General features: G+C 32.8%; 13 protein-coding genes. 3 read left to right on the top strand and 10 right to left on the bottom strand.

What is annotated here, in order from left to right:
* Window positions 1-30 precede the first annotated feature (30 nt).
* The 7 genes from WN975_RS10250 to WN975_RS10220 all read right to left on the bottom strand — a co-directional run bounded on the left by WN975_RS10250 (window position 31) and on the right by WN975_RS10220 (window position 9,821).
* The gene (locus WN975_RS10250) at window positions 31-651 is read right to left on the bottom strand and encodes a hypothetical protein (RefSeq protein ID WP_337966455.1); all 621 of its coding nucleotides are present in this window, start codon (window positions 649-651) and stop codon (window positions 31-33) included.
* 85 nt (window positions 652-736) lie between these two features.
* A complete protein-coding gene (gene uvrA / locus WN975_RS10245; protein ID WP_337966454.1) occupies window positions 737-3,571 on the bottom strand; it encodes an excinuclease ABC subunit UvrA in 2,835 nt (944 codons plus the stop codon).
* 88 nt (window positions 3,572-3,659) lie between these two features.
* The gene (locus tag WN975_RS10240) at window positions 3,660-4,616 is read right to left on the bottom strand and encodes a tetratricopeptide repeat protein (RefSeq protein ID WP_337966453.1); all 957 of its coding nucleotides are present in this window, start codon (window positions 4,614-4,616) and stop codon (window positions 3,660-3,662) included.
* A gap of 21 nt (window positions 4,617-4,637) precedes the next feature.
* The gene (locus WN975_RS10235) at window positions 4,638-5,591 is read right to left on the bottom strand and encodes a Fic family protein (protein ID WP_337966452.1); all 954 of its coding nucleotides are present in this window, start codon (window positions 5,589-5,591) and stop codon (window positions 4,638-4,640) included.
* A 63-nt stretch (window positions 5,592-5,654) separates the two neighbouring features.
* The gene (locus WN975_RS10230) at window positions 5,655-7,439 is read right to left on the bottom strand and encodes a chloride channel protein (protein WP_337966451.1); all 1,785 of its coding nucleotides are present in this window, start codon (window positions 7,437-7,439) and stop codon (window positions 5,655-5,657) included.
* Window positions 7,440-7,514: 75 nt separating this feature from the next.
* Complete coding sequence (ggt, locus tag WN975_RS10225) at window positions 7,515-9,197, bottom strand: gamma-glutamyltransferase (RefSeq protein ID WP_337966450.1); 1,683 nt, start codon at window positions 9,195-9,197, stop codon at window positions 7,515-7,517.
* A 39-nt stretch (window positions 9,198-9,236) separates the two neighbouring features.
* Window positions 9,237-9,821: an ACP phosphodiesterase gene (locus tag WN975_RS10220; protein ID WP_337966449.1), complete on the bottom strand. Its 585-nt coding sequence runs from the start codon at window positions 9,819-9,821 to the stop codon at window positions 9,237-9,239.
* Between the two features lie 500 nt (window positions 9,822-10,321).
* On the opposite strand from WN975_RS10220, the gene glmM reads away from it, so the two are divergent.
* A complete protein-coding gene (glmM, locus tag WN975_RS10215; protein WP_099708573.1) occupies window positions 10,322-11,710 on the top strand; it encodes a phosphoglucosamine mutase in 1,389 nt (462 codons plus the stop codon).
* 215 nt (window positions 11,711-11,925) lie between these two features.
* Here the strand turns inward: glmM and WN975_RS10210 are convergent, their stop codons facing one another.
* Together WN975_RS10210 and WN975_RS10205 are read right to left on the bottom strand one after the other, a co-directional pair.
* Entirely contained in the window at window positions 11,926-13,410 is a 1,485-nt protein-coding gene (locus WN975_RS10210; protein WP_337966448.1) for a glycosyl hydrolase, read from the bottom strand.
* A 229-nt stretch (window positions 13,411-13,639) separates the two neighbouring features.
* Window positions 13,640-14,512, bottom strand: coding sequence for a lysophospholipid acyltransferase family protein (locus WN975_RS10205; RefSeq protein WP_337966447.1), 873 nt, complete (start codon window positions 14,510-14,512; stop codon window positions 13,640-13,642).
* A gap of 111 nt (window positions 14,513-14,623) precedes the next feature.
* Between WN975_RS10205 and WN975_RS10200 the strand changes: the two genes are divergently transcribed.
* Both WN975_RS10200 and WN975_RS10195 read left to right on the top strand, forming a co-directional pair.
* A complete protein-coding gene (locus WN975_RS10200; protein ID WP_337966446.1) occupies window positions 14,624-15,262 on the top strand; it encodes a rhomboid family intramembrane serine protease in 639 nt (212 codons plus the stop codon).
* Between the two features lie 53 nt (window positions 15,263-15,315).
* Complete coding sequence (locus tag WN975_RS10195; protein WP_337966445.1) at window positions 15,316-16,005, top strand: SIMPL domain-containing protein; 690 nt, start codon at window positions 15,316-15,318, stop codon at window positions 16,003-16,005.
* 85 nt (window positions 16,006-16,090) lie between these two features.
* Here WN975_RS10195 and WN975_RS10190 read toward each other — a convergent pair whose 3' ends face one another.
* A complete protein-coding gene (locus WN975_RS10190; RefSeq protein ID WP_337966444.1) occupies window positions 16,091-17,686 on the bottom strand; it encodes a tetratricopeptide repeat protein in 1,596 nt (531 codons plus the stop codon).
* Between the last annotated feature and the right edge of the window lie 401 nt (window positions 17,687-18,087).

The raw sequence follows: 18,087 nt of genomic DNA, 5'->3' as shown, positions 1-18,087 counted from the left end.
CGCTTTATATTTTTTGAATATTCTTATTTCTTAATTGAAATGTATAAAATCAGTATATCTATTTATGTCGTATTTTGTTTTAAATTTTTGTAATTCTGTATAATCCAATAATGGTATAATTATACTTTCCTCTTTAATCCTCTTGGATAGATATAATTTTGGTAAAATTATTTTTTCAAAATAATCCCATAAGAAATTGAATTCTTTAGGAGTATCAATGTAAAAAAGATGTTTATGAGTTACGCCTTGAAAAGCAAATGATATGTAATTTTCAATTCCGTCATATCTACCATCTTCGTCTTTCCATTTACCTTTAAATGCGATTATGTTTATTTGGATATTTTCTAAATCATTCCAATTGTATAAAAGAGATTCTTCATCTTCCCAAATTTCTACCTCATTCTCACTAAAACATACGAATTTATTTTTTTGAATTGTTTTTAAAGGTGTGAATTTATAATCTGTAAAATGGTTATATGTCAACATTCCAAAGAAACCAAACGGTAGACTTAAGCAATAGAATCCTTGTGCAGTGAAAACACCATAAGAAAAGGGAAGAAAGATAAAAGCCACTAAAAACAAAAATAAATACCGTTCTAATTTTGTTGGATTTGCATGAATTACAAGTGGAAACGTTAATTTATCGTTCATTAAAAAATCTGTTTTTTATTTCTTCACTTTTTATGTGTTTCAAATCTTTGTCAAAGTTTTAAACTTTGACAAAGATATCATGATTCTAATTCTCCAATTCCTTTTTCAAAAACTTCGCCGTATAGCTTTTTTTACTTTTAGCAACTTCTTCCGGAGTTCCTTTGGCGATCAATTGTCCGCCGCCTTTTCCGCCTTCAGGGCCAATATCAATAATATAATCGGCAAGTTTTATTACGTCCATATTATGTTCGATAACAAGGATTGTATTTCCTTTATCAACCAATTTATTGATAACATCCATTAAAACACGAATGTCTTCAAAATGCAATCCTGTTGTAGGTTCATCCAGAATATAAAACGTATTTCCGGTATCTTTTTTAGACAATTCTCCGGCTAGTTTTATACGTTGTGCTTCACCACCAGAAAGTGTTGTACTTTGTTGACCAAGAGTAATATATCCTAAACCAACATCCTGAATTGTTTTTACTTTTCTGTAAATCTTCGGAATGTTTTCAAAGAACGGAACTGCTTCGTCAACGGTCATATTCAATACATCTGAAATTGATTTTCCTTTATATCGAATCTCTAAAGTTTCTCTATTGAAACGTTTTCCCTGACATGTTTCACATTCTACATAAACATCTGGTAAAAAGTTCATTTCAATAGTACGAACACCAGAACCTTCGCAGGTTTCGCAACGTCCGCCTTTTACATTAAAACTAAAGCGTCCCGCTTTATAACCGCGAATCATACTTTCAGAAGTCATCGTAAACAGGTTTCTGATTTCGGTAAAAACTTCAGTATAAGTCGCTGGATTTGAACGTGGCGTTCTCCCAATCGGACTTTGGTCAATATCAATTACTTTGTCAATATGTTCAAGACCTTCAATCTTTTTATAAGGTTGTGGTTTTTTTACACCATTAAAATAATAAGCGTTCAAAATAGGGTAGAGCGTCTCATTGATCAAAGTCGATTTTCCACTTCCAGAAACTCCCGTTACGCAAATTAATTGTCCTAAAGGCAATTCGATAGAAACATTTTTTAGGTTATTTCCTGTTGCTCCGGTCAATTTCAAGAACTTTCCGTTTCCTTTTCTTCGCTCTTTCGGAATCTCCAATTTCATTGTACCGTTCAAGTATTGAGCAGTAATAGTGTTAGATTTTAAAGTTTCCGCCGGAGTTCCTATACTAATGATTTCTCCTCCATATTTCCCTGCTTTCGGACCAATATCAATAACGTAATCAGCGGTTTCGATCATGTCTTTGTCGTGTTCTACAACAATAACCGAATTTCCAATATCACGTAATTGTTCCAAAGATTTAATCAGTTTTTCGTTGTCTCTTTGGTGTAAACCAATACTTGGCTCATCCAAAATATATAAAACACCAACTAATTGAGAACCAATTTGTGTCGCTAATCGAATACGTTGTGCTTCACCTCCCGAAAGTGATTTTGAACTTCGGCTTAAAGCCAAATAATTCAAACCAACATTCATTAAAAAGTTCAAACGATCTTTTATTTCTTTAACCACTTCTGACGCAATCAAAAGTTGTTTGTCTGTTAAATGTGTATTTAAATCCTGAAACCAAGTCGTTAAATCAGAAATATCCATATCACACAATTCAGTGATGTTTTTTCCATTTACTCTAAAAAACTGAGCTTCTTTTTTAAGACGAGAACCTTCGCAAACCGGACAATTTATTTCGTCCATGAAATCTTTTGCCCAACGTTTTATTGTAGTTGATGCACTTTCGTCATATTGATTTTTGATAAAATGTGAAATTCCTTCAAAATCAATTTTATAATCGCGTGTTACGCCTAAATCTTTTGAATTTACAGTGAATTTTTCTTTTCCACCATGTAAAATCATGTTCATGGCTTCTTCTGGAATCTTCTCAATTGGATCTGTTAATTTGAAGCCGTATTTTTCTCCAATAACTTCTAATTGCTTAAAAATCCAAGATGATTTATATTCGCCAAGCGGAGCAAAACCTCCTGCTTTGATCGATAATTTAGGATTCGGAATAATCTTTTTAACATTGATTTCATGAACGGTTCCTAATCCATTACAATGCGGACAAGCTCCTTTTGGAGAGTTGAACGAAAATAAATTTGGTTCCGGATTTTGATATGAAATTCCCGTTGTAGGACACATTAAATTTCTACTGAAATAACGTACTTCGTTTGTATCCTGATCCAGAATCATCAATACATTTTCGCCATGATGCATTGCTGTATTAATACTTTCGGCCAATCTTTTTTGATTGTCTTCGGTATTTTCGATCAACATTCTGTCTACAACAATTTCGATATCGTGAGTTTTGTAACGGTCTAATTTCATTCCTGAAACTAAATCCTGAACTTCACCATTTACACGAACTTTCAGAAAACCTTGTTTGGTAATTTGCTGGAATAATTCGGCATAATGACCTTTTCTGGCTCTAATAATCGGAGCAAGAATATTGATGCGTTTCCCATTAAAATCCTGCATGATTAGATCTTTAATCTGCTCATCAGAATAAGAAACCATTTTCTCGCCAGTGTTGTAACTATAAGCGTCAGCACCACGAGCGTACAAAAGTCTTAGGAAATCATATATTTCAGTAATAGTTCCAACGGTAGAACGCGGACTTTTACTGGTTGTTTTTTGTTCAATTGCAATTACTGGCGAAAGCCCGTCAATTTTATCTACATCAGGACGCTCTAAACCACCAAGAAACTGCCTGGCATAAGCAGAGAATGTTTCAACATAACGACGCTGTCCTTCAGCATAAATGGTATCAAACGCCAAAGATGATTTCCCCGAACCAGAAAGACCGGTAATTACAACCAGTTTTTCACGCGGAATAGAAATATCGATATTTTTCAGATTATGAACTCTTGCACCAAGAACTTCAATAGTATTGTCTTTTTCTAACATAAATTTGAGCAAAACGCAAAGTTACCACTTTGATTTGTTCTTTTTGTGCTCGATAGCAAAAGTTTATGTTACAAATAGTAACAAATTTCTAATTTGAATTAAGGTTGTTTGCTTTTAAAATTTCATTAAACTTTGCTTCATTTCCATTTTTTTTCATGTCAGCATAAATCATCTGAATTAATTTTTCGGCATCAGTTCTATAAGGTGATTTTTGTTCCACATACAATTTGTAAGCTTTACACATATTGTCAAGTCCTTTTTCGGTGTCATTTAAATGAAGTGCGTACAATTGTCCAATTCCGTAGAATACTTCAGGATTGTTTGGGTCTATTGTAGCAATCTTTTCATAAGTTTTAACCGCTTTTTGATATTCCTTTTTATAAGAGTAAACGACTGCGATGTTTTGTAGCGGCATTAGCCCATTCGGATCTATTTTTAGTGACTTCTCATAAGATTCAAGTGCTAAATCATATTGCTCCAAACGTCTGTAACAAATTCCCATATTATCATATGCAAACGCAAAATTTGGATCAATTTTGACTGCTTTTTTGTAATTTTCTATTGCACCTTTATAATTTTCTTTTTTAGTCTCTTCAATTGCTAAATTGTACAAGTCCAATGCTTTTTGATTCGTAGACATTGAATTATTATTTACCAGATTATTGGCTGCAATTTTATCTTTTAGAACAGAACAATTATCCATTAAGTATTTTTCCATTTCATAATAAATGTCTTTATACTCTTGGGAATTTTTGTTTAAATTTAAAGTTACATTAATCTCTTTTTTTTCTCCTGTTGGATTTGATAAATCCATATTAGCAAATTTTTGTCCTAATTGATAAGCACCAACTTTATCATCAATGCAAGAGCCAATATTTGCTGTGATAGAATCTTTAGGTCGGTTGTAAGTTGATATTGAATCAATACACGAGCAAGCCTGATCAGTCAGTTCTTTGAATAATTTTGTGGTGTCAATTTTATCTTTTGTTTGAGCATTACAGATAAAACTTAGAGTAAAAAAGATTAAGAATAAGTTTTTTTTCATTTTTGGATTGGTTTTGGTTAGTTAGCGTTTTCTTTTTCGGGTTGCCATATATTCCTCGATGGCTTCTTTGGTTGTGTACCAGTTTCTACCTTCTTTATAAGCGTCTATTTTTCCTGTTCTGGCAAGTAAACTGATGTATTCCTGACCATAAGGAGTTTCTGGCTCGCTTACAATATTTTGTATGGGTTGATAATCATAAGTGCTTCCGGGCATCGAACTTAAATATATATTAAGTGTACGTTCCAGAGCCTGACACATCAAAAGTGTTAGTTTTTGATAATTGCCTCCATTAGCCTGATTAAGTGCTTCGTAATATTTTTTTCGATCATTTTTGAGGATAATTGCCGGTGGAAAACCGCAACGCATCAGTAATAAATTCATACTCAAACGAACTGTGCGACCGTTTCCATCAAAGAAAGGATGAATCCAAACTAGTTTATGATGATAAATCGTAGCCAGTTCAATATCGTTTAAACCCAGAGGATTTGTATTGACAAAATCAATTAATTCATCTAAGTAATCTGAAACTTTATTGGCATTTGGAGGCATGAAATTAGCGCCAGAAATACGAACTCCACCGTTTCGTAAACGTCCAGCAAAATCATCTTCGATAGAGCGTAAAACCAATCCATGTATGGAAAGGATATCGATGCTTCGAAGATTGTAATTATCGTCGACAATTGAATATAAATAATCAATTGCTTTATCGTGATTGTGGGTTTCGAAATGTTCTCTGAGTGATTTTCCTTTGATAGTAATACCTTCCTGAATTACCATTTGGGTTTCTCGCAAACTCATAGTATTTCCTTCGATACTATTGGAGTTGTAAGTCCATTCTAGTGATAAGCTCTCGCGTATTTTGTGCAAAGCAATATTGGGCAATGGTCTGCTGTTTTGCAAATCAAGCCTTTTTTGGTACAATCTGTCAAATGTCGATTGAAATTCTTCTCTGTATGTTAGGTCAATGTTCCACATATTCCTACAAATATACGTCTTAATATCGGATAACTCAAATTTTTAACTTATCCGATATTAAGCTTATTCTATTGTCATAGAACGCAGCTTAGTTCTATAGGCTTCAAGTGCTATAGATTTGGAAATGAATCCATAATATTTATCATTTCGGATAACCGGAAGAAAGGCAGTTTTTGATTTTTCGAACTTGCTCATTACAATTTCCATACTGTCAAAAGAAGAAATTGTAGCTGCCGGAGTTTTCATTACATCTTTAATCAACGTATATTTTACGCGATAAGTATTGAAGATAATTTCGCGAATATCATTAAAATGAACGATACCAACGAGTTCTTTTTCATTGTTTACAACGGCAAAAACAACTTGATTTGAATGTGAAATTAAATCAACCAGTTTGCTTAAGTTTTCTTCAGGATGTACGGTCAGATAATCACATTGAATTATAGTATCAATATCTAAAGTAGATAAAATGTTTGAATCTTTATTACTGGTAAAAGCGTGACCTTTTTTGGCAAGACCTTTTACATCCAGAGAATATTTCTCGAAACGTTTAGAAATCGCAAAACTTATCGATGAAACAATCATAAGAGGAATCATCAGGCTGTAACCGCCAGTAATTTCAGCAATTAAGAAAATAGCAGTTAGTGGCGCGTGAAATAATCCGCTCAAAATACCTGCCATTCCCACCATTGTAAAGTTGCTTATTGGCAGTTTAGCTAAACCAATTAAGTTGAAGAATTTGGAGAAAAAATAACCCAAATATGATCCTAAAAATAGGGATGGAGCAAAGTTTCCACCATTTCCACCACTTCCTAGTGTTAGTGCAGAAGCAAATACTTTTACCATCATTGTAGCACCTACAAAAAGAAGCAAAACCCATTGATTGTTTCTAAAATCGCCAAACAATGTATTGTCTAATATTTTTCCCGGATCTGATTCTGACAATGTTTTGATACTTTCATAACCTTCCCCAAAAAGAGTTGGAAAAATGAAAATTAATAATGCTAATAATGAAGAACCAATCAATGCTTTTCTGTAAGCACCGATTTTCATTTTAGAAAAATAATGCTCTACTTTTTGGAAATTTCGGGCGTAATAAACCGCCATAAAACCGGTTAATAATCCTAAAAGAACATAAAATGGAATATTATGATAATTAAAAGCTTCTTGTTTTTTGAAGGATAATAAAATAGTTTCATCCAGAACAATTGCAGAAACCAAAGCACCTGTAGCCGCTGAAATCATAATAGGAGTAAAGGCCGAAATACTTACATCAACCAATAAAACTTCTATTGCAAATAAAACTCCTGCAATTGGAGCGTTAAATGCTGCCGAAATTCCTGCTGCAACACCGCAGCCAATCAATAAAGTTCTGTCTTTATAAGGTAGTTTATAATTTTGGGCGAAGTTTGATCCAAAAGCGGCTCCTGTAATTACGATTGGGCTTTCTAAACCCGCAGAACCTCCCAAACCTACTGTAAGCGAAGAAGTAACAATTTGCGCATACATTTGTTTCTTCGGGATGATACTTGCTTTTTTAGCAACAGCGTATAAAATTTGTGAAGTTCCCTTTTCTATAGATCCGTTTAGAACTCTTTTGATGACAAAAACAGTTAAGACGATACCAATAATTGGCAAAATACTGTTTATGAAACTTAACTTTAAAATTCCGTTGATGTAAGTCGCAAAAGAGAAAACACTATGGGCAAAAGTTTTTAAAACGATTACTGCCAAAGAACAAGAAATACCAATTAAAACACTTGATAAAAAAATAAATTGCTTTGGCGTCATCAATGACTGTCCTAAAGCGATAATGCTTTCTAGTTTTCTAAAATATTTTTTTAGCATTCTGTTTGTAAAGAGTTAGGGAAACCACAAATTTAGTTCATAATGTTGTAATATAAATGAAAATTGGAAACTAAATTAAAAACCAACCGCTGTGTCATCTCCACGGAAATCGGCACCACCTTCAAGATTTTTGTTTGGTAAAACCAAAATACAATCCAGTTTTCCAATTACCGGAGTTGTTTTTTCGTTGATTAAATATCCTTTTGCTTTTAGTTTATCTATTGTTGTTGTGTCAAACGCATTTGGTTCAAAAGTAATAAGATCAGGCAGCCATTGATGGTGAAAACGTGGCGCATTTACAGCTTCCTGCATACTCAAATTATACTCATAAACATTTAGAATCGCTTGCAAAACAGTTGTAATAATCGTCGAACCTCCAGGCGAACCAACAACCATAAACAGGTTTCCGTCTTTTTCAACAATAGTTGGCGTCATTGAACTTAGCATTCTTTTTTTCGGAGCAATACTATTGGCTTCATTTCCTACTAAACCAAACATATTTGGAGATCCCGGTTTTGCGCTAAAATCGTCCATTTCGTTGTTCAAAAAGAAACCTAATTCATCACAATAATATTTAGAACCAAAACCGTCATTTATTGTAGTAGTTGCTGCAACAGCATTTCCCTGAGCGTCTACAATAGAATAATGTGTAGTTTCGGTACTTTCATTATACATTACTTTTCCTTCTTTTATATCAGATGATAAACTTGCCTTGTTGACATCAAAACTTGACATTCTGTCTTTTAAATAAGTATCGGATAATAAAGCATTAATTGGAATTTTTACAAAATCTGGATCGCCTAAAAACTGACTTCTGTCTGCATAAGCTCTTCTTTCAGCTTCAACAATAACCTGAATAGATTCTTCAGAATTGTGTCCCATTTTTGATAAATCATATGGAGCGATCATTTTCATAATTTGCGCCAGACAGATTCCGCCGCTGCTTGGAGGCGACATAGAAGTAATTTTTAAATTCTTATAATTAAATTGTAATGGTTTTCTCCATTTTGCTTCGTAAGTAGCTAAATCTTTAAGCGTAATAATTCCGCCTCTTTTTTGAAGATATTCTACTAAAATTTTGGCAGTTTTACCTTTATAGAATTCATTTTTTCCATTTTTTAGAATACGTTTCAAAGTATTGGCTAAAGCAGGATATTTGATCGTATCATTTTCTTTAAATTTTCCTGCCATAAGCGTATTTGGACCATTTGCTTTGACAATCGCATCGTGATAATTTTCTAATTGTTTTTGCTGTTTTAGCGTAACAATTACACCTCTTTCGGCAAGTGCGATAACAGGTTTTAAAATCTCGGACATTGGTAATGAACCTAATTTTTTATGAACGGCAAAAACTCCTGCAACTGTTCCGGGAACACCAATTGCTAAAGCAGTTTCTGTACTTTTTCCTTTTATTACATTTCCGTCTTTATCGAGAAACATATCTTTTGTTGCTGCTAGCGGAGCTTTTTCGCGGTAATCTAATGATCCAACTTCGCCATTTGCTTTTCGATAAACCATAAATCCGCCGCCGCCAATATTTCCTGCATATGGAAAAGCAACTGCCAAAGCTAATTCGGTGGCAACCATTGCATCAAAAGCATTTCCGCCTTTTTTCATGATGTCTGCTCCAATTTTTGAAGCTTCCTGACGTGCCGAAACAACCATTGCTTTTGTAGCTACTAAACCTGTTGGTTTTACAGCTTCCTGAGCAGAACAATAAAAAGAAATAAAGCTTAATAATAATGTGATTTTTTTCATAAAAAGTATTGTAATATATTTTCTGGAATCGGGTAGATTCTATAATGAAAGTCTTTTTTGTTTGGCTTGAGCTTGCATATCTTCAAAGAAAAGATCGAATTCTGATTCAAATTCTGCATAGAAATCTTTGAGTTCCTGAGTCGCAAATTGCATTTTGGATTGATTTTTAGATCTTCGATCCATTTGCGTTAAAATATGCTGAATTCCGTCTGTAGTCTGATAACTCCAAAGCCAGTTTTCTCTAATCATTGTTGGCATTAAATTCTGTGTTCTTTCCGTTAGAATAGGATAATTTTCATGTAATGATTTATAAAACCGATTAATGAAAAGATCCAGTTTTTCATCAGAATATTTTGCCCAGTTTTTCGCCAGAAAATGATCGTAAACAATATCTACGATTACGCCGGCATAATGATGATATTTTTCGTGTAAACGCTTTGTACTTTGCCTGAAAATATCGTGAGAATCTGTATAAGTGTCTATAAAACGATGTAAAATAATTCCTTTTTGGACATCCTCAGGAAAATGTTCAAATTGTTTTCCGCGAATTCCATCGGCCATAAAATTGCCAATTTTAATTAAATCATTTTCACCTGAAAGATATATATGGGCTAGGAAATTCATTTTTTTCTGGAGTTTCTAAGGTTCTTTTTTTAAAGGCGCTAAGGTTCTGAGGTGCTAAGTTTCTAAGTTTTTTAGTTTCTAAGAGACTAGTTTATTTTAGTAAAAGTATGAAAACTTTTTTACATCATTTTAGTGAATGATATGAATCAACAGTGAGAATGTGCCGTCAGGTAATAAATATTGGTAGAATAATTAGTTCAAAATTGGCTAACGTGCCGTAGGTACGTAATGACTTGTGTTTTGTTGCGTACCTACGGTACGCTTAAATCTATCTCAATTCATATTTTCTACCAATATTTTGTACCTAACGGCACAAAACAAAAATGTCATACTTATATATTTACATAAATAATATAAAGCTTCTAATTTAAGTTTTTTAAATCTTAGAAACTTAGTATTTCAGAACCTTAACAACTTTTTTTTAAAATTCTTAGCACCTTAGCATCTCAGAACCTTAGTAACTTTTCTATATTTGTAATTGATAACCATAACTCACAAAAATGACTTTAATAAAATCAATTTCAGGTATACGAGGAACAATCGGTGGAAAAGTTGGAGATAACCTGACTCCTGTTGATGCTGTAAAATTTGCATCGGCATATGGTACTTTTCTGAAAAACAATACTTCAAAAGAAAAATTAACGGTTGTGATTGGTCGCGACGCCAGAATTTCTGGACCAATGATTCACAATCTTGTGGTAAATACTTTAATAGGTTTAGGAATTAATGTAATTGATCTTGGACTTTCTACTACGCCAACTGTAGAGGTTGCTGTGCCATTAGAAAAAGCTGATGGTGGAATTATTTTAACAGCGTCTCACAATCCAAAACAATGGAATGCTTTGAAATTACTGAATGAAAAAGGGGAATTTTTAAGCGGTGCAGAAGGTGCAAAAATTTTAGAAATTGCTGAAGCTGAGGCTTTCGATTTCTCGGATGTAGATAATTTAGGCGAAATTACAATCAATGATGCCTATATGGATATCCACATTGACGAAGTTTTAAACTTGCCTTTAGTAGATGTTGAAGCTGTAAAAGCTGCAAAATTTAAAGTGGTTGTTGATGGTGTAAATTCTTCTGGTGGAATTATTATTCCAAGATTATTAGAATTAATGGGCGTTGAAGTTGTAAAATTATATTGCGAACCAAACGGACATTTTCCTCATAATCCAGAGCCTTTAAAAGAACATTTAACTGATATTTCAGAATTAGTGGTTAAAGAAAAAGCGCATCTTGGAGTTGTTGTAGATCCTGATGTTGATCGTTTGGCTTTTATCAGCGAAGACGGAGAAATGTTTGGTGAAGAATATACTTTGGTGGCTTGCGCCGATTATGTTTTGAGTAAAACTCCTGGAAATACAGTTTCGAATATGTCATCGTCTCGTGCTTTGCGTGATGTAACGGTTGCTCACGGTGGAAAATATGAAGCGAGTGCAGTAGGAGAGGTGAATGTTGTGGAATTAATGAAAAAGAATAACGCTATTATTGGTGGCGAAGGTAACGGTGGAATTATCTATCCGGAATCTCATTACGGACGTGATAGTTTGGTTGGAGTAGCTTTGTTTTTGACGCATTTAGCGAATAAAAAAATGTCAGTTTCGGCATTGAGAGCTTCATATCCTGAATATTATATGAGCAAAAACAAAATTGAATTAACTCCGCAAATTGATGTTGATGCGATTTTGGTTGCAATGACTGAAAAATATAAAAACGAAGATATCACGACAATTGATGGTGTGAAAATTGATTTTGCTACAGAATGGGTACATTTGAGAAAATCAAACACAGAACCAATTATCAGAATCTATACTGAAGCTCCTTCTCAGGAAAAAGCAGACGTTCTGGCTCTTCGAATTATTGACGAGATTAAAGCAATTGCAGGAATTTAATTTTTGACAATTTTTTCATAAATAAAAACCTCTTTCAAATTAATGAAAGAGGTTTTTTTGTAAAAGGTATTTAAAAATTTAACCGCAAAGTGGCAAAGGTTTTTCGCAAAGTTCGCAAAGCTAAATCAATACAAAGCTTTGCGAACTTTATGTTTGCTATGCGTACAGTAAAACTAAAACTAAAACTTTGCGCACTTTGCGGTAAAATTTCAATCTTAGTCTTTGATAATTTTCAAGGATTTTTTTACAGAACCATAACTTGCCGTTACAATATAAATTCCTGTCGAAAGTTTATCTCCAATTTTAATATCTTCATTGGTGTAATAAGAATTTGACGAGAAACAAAGCGTTCCTTTCATGTCTACAATTTTTATTGATAACGGTTCTGTATCTGCAGATTTTATATGAAGTATAGATTGATTTTTAACAGGATTGGGATAAATGGTAAAAGTATCTTTTTCGAAAGTTGGGTCGTTTACGCCTAAATTTGCCTGAGCGACATCAATGTAATTAAAATTCATATCATTTGATTTGAATTTAATTTTCAAATAAACTTGTCCTTTAGGCAATGTAATTCCACTTACTATTTTATCTGCAAAGGTTTGATATCCGCCAGTTACAGGAAAAGTTTCGCCGGTTTTTACGACAACATCATTTACGATAATATCAAATTTCCCTGTAATTGTTGGTGAAGCTACTCTAAAAGTCAGATTATAAGTTCCGGCATTGGCAACATTTAGTTGGAATTCGTTCCAGTCGCCTTCATTTATAAAACATACATTTTGACCAGTTCCGGAATCTGTTGTGTTTTGTAATCCGGTACCACTTCTACGATAATGTTTGTTTGCAATAATTCTTCCCGGAACATTTATTTTTTTATCGGTATAAGAAGCATTTATATATTCTGTACCAATTGGTTTCAAAACACCTCTTTCCGGGGCCAATAATTGTCCTTCAAGCATATCTGTCCAAGTTTCAGGAACTCTTCCTGTAAACCATGAATATCTGTAAATATCAGGATCGTTTTCAAAACTCGTTAAGATTTCTTTCATAAACGCAATTTTTTCGGCAGAAGTCTGAATAACTCTGTTTGCAAATTCAGTTACCCAAACAGGTTTATTGTATTTTTTAAGAAGTCCCGTAACACCAATAACTGCTCCGGCTGAACTATCATAAGTATGAAATGCAATATAATCCACTTTGCATTTGGGACAAATAGCAAAAAACTGATCGTGCCACGCAACTGGATCCGATATCTTGCCATAACTATCTGGGCCGTTGTAAGCTGGTGAAGCACTTACAATTTCAAGGTTTTTGGCAGCAGCGATTTTTTCTACATTTGCCCAAGCATTTACAGCTTCCTCAGGCGTTAATCTTGCTCCATCATTAAAATTAGGTTCATTAAAAGCAAGCAAATATTTTGCGCCCGGTTTTATTTTATTAATAAAAGCTTGTACATCAGCATCACTTACAGCATTCCAAGTCATTGGAACATATTCTACGCCAATAGATTCGTAATTTGTGTTGGTATCATTTTCGGGCAAAGATCCCCAATTGTACCACCATGAAACTCCGGGTTTTAAGGCTAATAAATCAGATGTTGAGTTATTGCCATAAGCAATTCCGCGTTTGGGACTCTGGGCAAAAGAAATATTAGAAATGGATATTATTAGAAATGTAAATAATAGTTTTTTAATCATGATTACTAGGTTTGATTTGGGTTTGGAGTAATAAATTTTCTAACTCCAAATTTATGTTGTTTGTGTAATTTTTGATTTTCATTCGATTAGGAAAAAATATTACAAAAACACATCAAAATCAGTTTTCAGCAGATCAAATAGTATGTTTAATTGTTTTGTTGTTTTTCGAAAAGAAAAAGGTCAAAAAAAGAATGTTACTTTTTTTGACCTTTTTTGTTATTGTGAAAGATTATTCAACACGATGTTTCCATCTTTTATGCGTCCATAAATAAAATTCTGGAGCTTCATAAATTTGTTTTTCGACTTCTCTCAGATATTTTTCGGTGATTTCGAAATTTTCATATTCTTTTGGATTATCTGCAATTGGAATAATTGTAGCTTCATAATAACCACGGCGTACTTTTTTTACTTGTACAAATACAACACTCAGATCGTATTTTTTTGCCAGCATTTCTGCGCCTGTATGTACGGGAACTTCAACTCCCATAAACTTCATAGAATGAAAAATTCTGTCAAGTTTTGGCGATTGATCACTTGCTAAACCGTACATGCTTAAAATTCCGTCACGCTGATTTTGAGCCATTGTTGGAATTGCTTTTCTGGTTTCAATCAATTCTGTGTCAAATCTGGAACGAATTTTTCGAACCAATTTATCAAAGTATGGATTTGCTACTTTTTTGTAAACGGCGATTCCGCGAAAATCAATTTTAGGATTAATTGTCAAAAGCCATTCGTAACTTGCATAGTGAGAAGCTACAAGAATAACGCTTTTGCCTTTTTTTGCATATTCGTTTACAAGGTCAATATTCGTTACTTTAAATCTTCTGTCCATTTCTTCTGCCGAAATACTCATAGTTTTGATCATTTCCAGAAACATATCGCACATATGTTTATAGAATTTCTTTTCGATCTCTTTTCTTTCTGCATCATTTAAGTGTGGCAAAGCCAATGCTAAGTTTGCACGAACAACTTTCTTGCGATAGCCGACGATTCTGTAAATAATGAAATAGACTAGATCTGAAAAACAATAAAATATTCGAAAAGGAAGAATTGAGATTAGCCAAAGAAAAGGATAGGCTAGTATATAAACGAGAAATTGCATGTATTTTTTTTTACAAATATAAATTAAAAATGAATAACCATTGATATTTTGCTTTGACGCTAACATATGTTTAAGAATGACTATATTTACAATTCACATTAAATGTTTTTTATGAATACCATTTTAGTTGGAATTATAGTAGCTAATGCTTTGATTAGTTACAAAGGTTTTAATGATCTTTCTTTTTTTAGAAAATACGAGTTTCATGTTGGAAGTATTCGTTCCGGAGAACAAATCAGAATGCTTTCGTCGGGATTTTTGCATGTTGATATGATGCATTTAATTTTTAACATGTTGACGCTTTGGTTCTTTGCGCCGGTTGTAATACAATGGTTGGGAACTATTTCTTTTGTTTTGGTTTATTTTGGAAGCTTAATTTTCGGAAGTTTACTAACGATGCTTTTTCATAAAAATGATTATAGTTATCGTGCCGTTGGAGCTTCGGGAGCAGTTACGGGAGTTTTGTATTCTGCGATATTGCTTCAACCGGATATGATGTTAGGAATTTTCTTTGTCATTCCAATACCGGCATATTTATTCGGAATTTTATATTTATTGTATTCTATTTATGGAATGCGCGCCAAAAATGATAACATTGGACATACAGCGCACTTTGGAGGTGCTATAGGAGGTTATATGATAACTTTGATAAAAGAACCTTCATTATTTGCTGATCATACTTTAATGGTTGTTCTGTTGGCAATACCTATTTTTATACTTTTCGTAATGGCAAAATTGGGGAAACTATAATTAATGGCACAACTTTTGAAAAGTCATTATCAAATAACTTAAATATAACAAAAATGAAGAAAGTAGTATTATTTTTAACAATCATGTTTATGACTATGTCTTACGCTCAAGAAACCAAACAAATTCCTCAGATAAATGTAAATGGAGAAGGAAAAGTAAAAGTAGCACCTGATCAGGTTTGTATTTCAGCAACTGTTGAAACAAAAGGGAATAATGCTAAAGATGTCAAAAAGCAAAACGACGAGAAAATGGATGCTGTTTTGAAATTCATTAAAAAAATGAATGTTCCTACAGCAGATTTCAAAACAAAACAAGTAGCTCTTAATCCTCAATATGATTATGAGAAAAAGAAAACAAGTTATAATGCTACTCAAACTGTAGAAATTGTTTTGAAAGATTTGTCTAAATACGACGAATTAATGGAAGGTTTGGTTCAACAAGGAATCAATCGTATCGACAGAGTTTCTTTTGAAACTTCTAAATTAGTTCAACTTGAAACTGAAGCTAGAAAATTGGCAATAAAAGATGCTAAATCAAAAGCAGAAGATTACGTTTCAGTTTTAGGTCAAAAAGTTGGTAAAGCTTATACAATTTCTGATAATACACAGGTTTATCGTCCACAACCAATGTATGCTTCTATGAAATCTATGGCGGCGGATTCTGCCGGAGCTTCAAATGAAACTTTAGCAATTGGTGAAATCGAAGTTACTGCAAACGTAAGTGTTAGTTTTATTTTAGACTAAAGTCTCGATAAATTCTAAATATATAAAATCCCAAATTCCAACTTAACAATTGGAATTTGGGATTTTTTTTATTTGATTATTTAGATTATATATTTTCTAAAAAAGTTACCAGATTAATTTCCTCATTCTGGATATTTAGTTTTTTTCTTAATCTTGCTCGAGCTACATTCAGACTATTATAAGATTGACGGGTAAGTGCGCAAATTTCTTTGGTTGTCATGTTTAATCTTAAAAAGGCACAAATCCTTTTTTCGTTAAGCGTAAGATCAGGATATTTAATGTTTAAACGCTCATAAAAGTCATTATAAACCTGACTAAATCTCACTTCGAATTCTTTCCAAATATCGTCATCCTGCGCATTTTTAATGTCCAGGATTATTTTTTGAATAACATCCTGATCGGTTTTCTTCATTTGTTTTTTCAACTCCATCAAGCGATTCGAAATTTCGGTATTGAATTCGTTTTTCTTTAAGAGATACATGATATTTGTTGTAAGCTCTTTATTTTTAAATTCTAATTCCCTTTTCAAAATATCTTCTCTTGAAGAAAGTTCTTTATTACTCAATTCCGCACTTTCTTTTGCCAATTGCTGAATTTTAGCTTTTGTTTCCTGAAGGCGATACATAATAACCACAATAATGATTACTAGAATCAACCCAACCGCAATAATAGTGTAAACAAGTTCTTTTTGATCTTGAGCAATTTTTGCAGCTTGATTTTCTTTATCAAATTTATACTGCATTTCGGCCTGAGTAATTTTTTGCTGGTTTTCTTTGTTAAAAAGACTGTCACTTAAAGTTTTGTAAGCGACATGATAATCATAGGCATTTTTATAATTTCCTTTTCCGGCCATTACAAGGCTAAGTTCTTCAATAATAGAGGCTCTTGTAGAAGACGAATTGGCTTGTTTAGCATATTTAAGACCGATAAGAAGATATTCCTGTGCTTTGTCAAATTGCTTTTTTTCTTTATAAAGTCTTCCTAAATGATAATTAGATTTGCATAATCCAAAAATATCGTTGTCTTTTTTTCGCAAATTAAGTGCTTCAATAAAAATAGCTTCGGCAAGATCGAAGCGTTTACTTTTAAGGTAGATAATTCCCATATTGGAATAAACAGAAGACAGATTTTCATTGTCTTTTGCCTTTTTGCTATGTGTTGAGGCCTGACCAAAATATTCAAGAGCAAGGTCTTCCTGATGTTTGTTATCGTAAATAATACCAATATTATTGAGAAGTTTTCCTTGAACATAATGTGCTTTCTTGGGATCTTTTATAATGTTTTTATTCAATAAAGCTCTAAGCTGATTGTATTTTACAAGTGCTTTGTCAAAATCAGTCTGATAAAAATAAACTAGAGCAATACTATTATAAACTCCTACAATATCTTGTTGTGGCGGATAACGTTCAAATAATTTCAAAGCTTTTAACTGATACTCCAGACAAACATCAATATTACCTTTTAATAGATTGACATTTCCGATACTGGAATATACTTTGGCTAAAAGAGTATCTGTAACCGTTTTTTCATAAGGGAGAACCTTTTTATAATAAAATAAAGCAGAATCCAAACTTTGTTTCTCTAATATACGCCCGGTTTTAAGTAGTAAATGTGCTTTTTTATCAGGATCAGTAGTTTTCTGATATTGCAATTTCAGACGATCAATATTTTGTGAAAACATTGCTTCACAGATAAAGATAAAAAAAACTATATAAGTATAAAAACGATTCAATTTAAATGATTTGGACGCTAAACTATGAATAATTTTTGATGTTTTGAAGATATTAATGCGATTTACTCAAAAAATAAATAGAAGAGATTTAACCGCAAAGTATGCAAAGGTTTGTGCCTGTTATGACAAAATTAACCGCAAAGCACGCAAAGTTTTTTTTGCGAATAAGATCTTGTAAAAACGCAAAGATCGCAAAGCTTTCCGTATAGCTTTGCGAACTTTTGTATTTTTTAAACACAGTATAAGATTAAATCTTCGCGCACTTTGCGGTTAAATTCTAGACTTTAGAATTGAATAATTTTTACTATTTAAAGCTCTTGTAGTTAGATGTTTATGATTCGTTGTAATAC

Origin of the sequence: uncultured Flavobacterium sp. (assembly GCF_951805225.1) — a bacterium.
In the GTDB taxonomy this organism is placed as follows: domain Bacteria; phylum Bacteroidota; class Bacteroidia; order Flavobacteriales; family Flavobacteriaceae; genus Flavobacterium.
The sequence above is the reverse complement of the archived record's forward strand: the minus strand, read 5'-3'. Positions and strand labels throughout refer to the sequence as shown.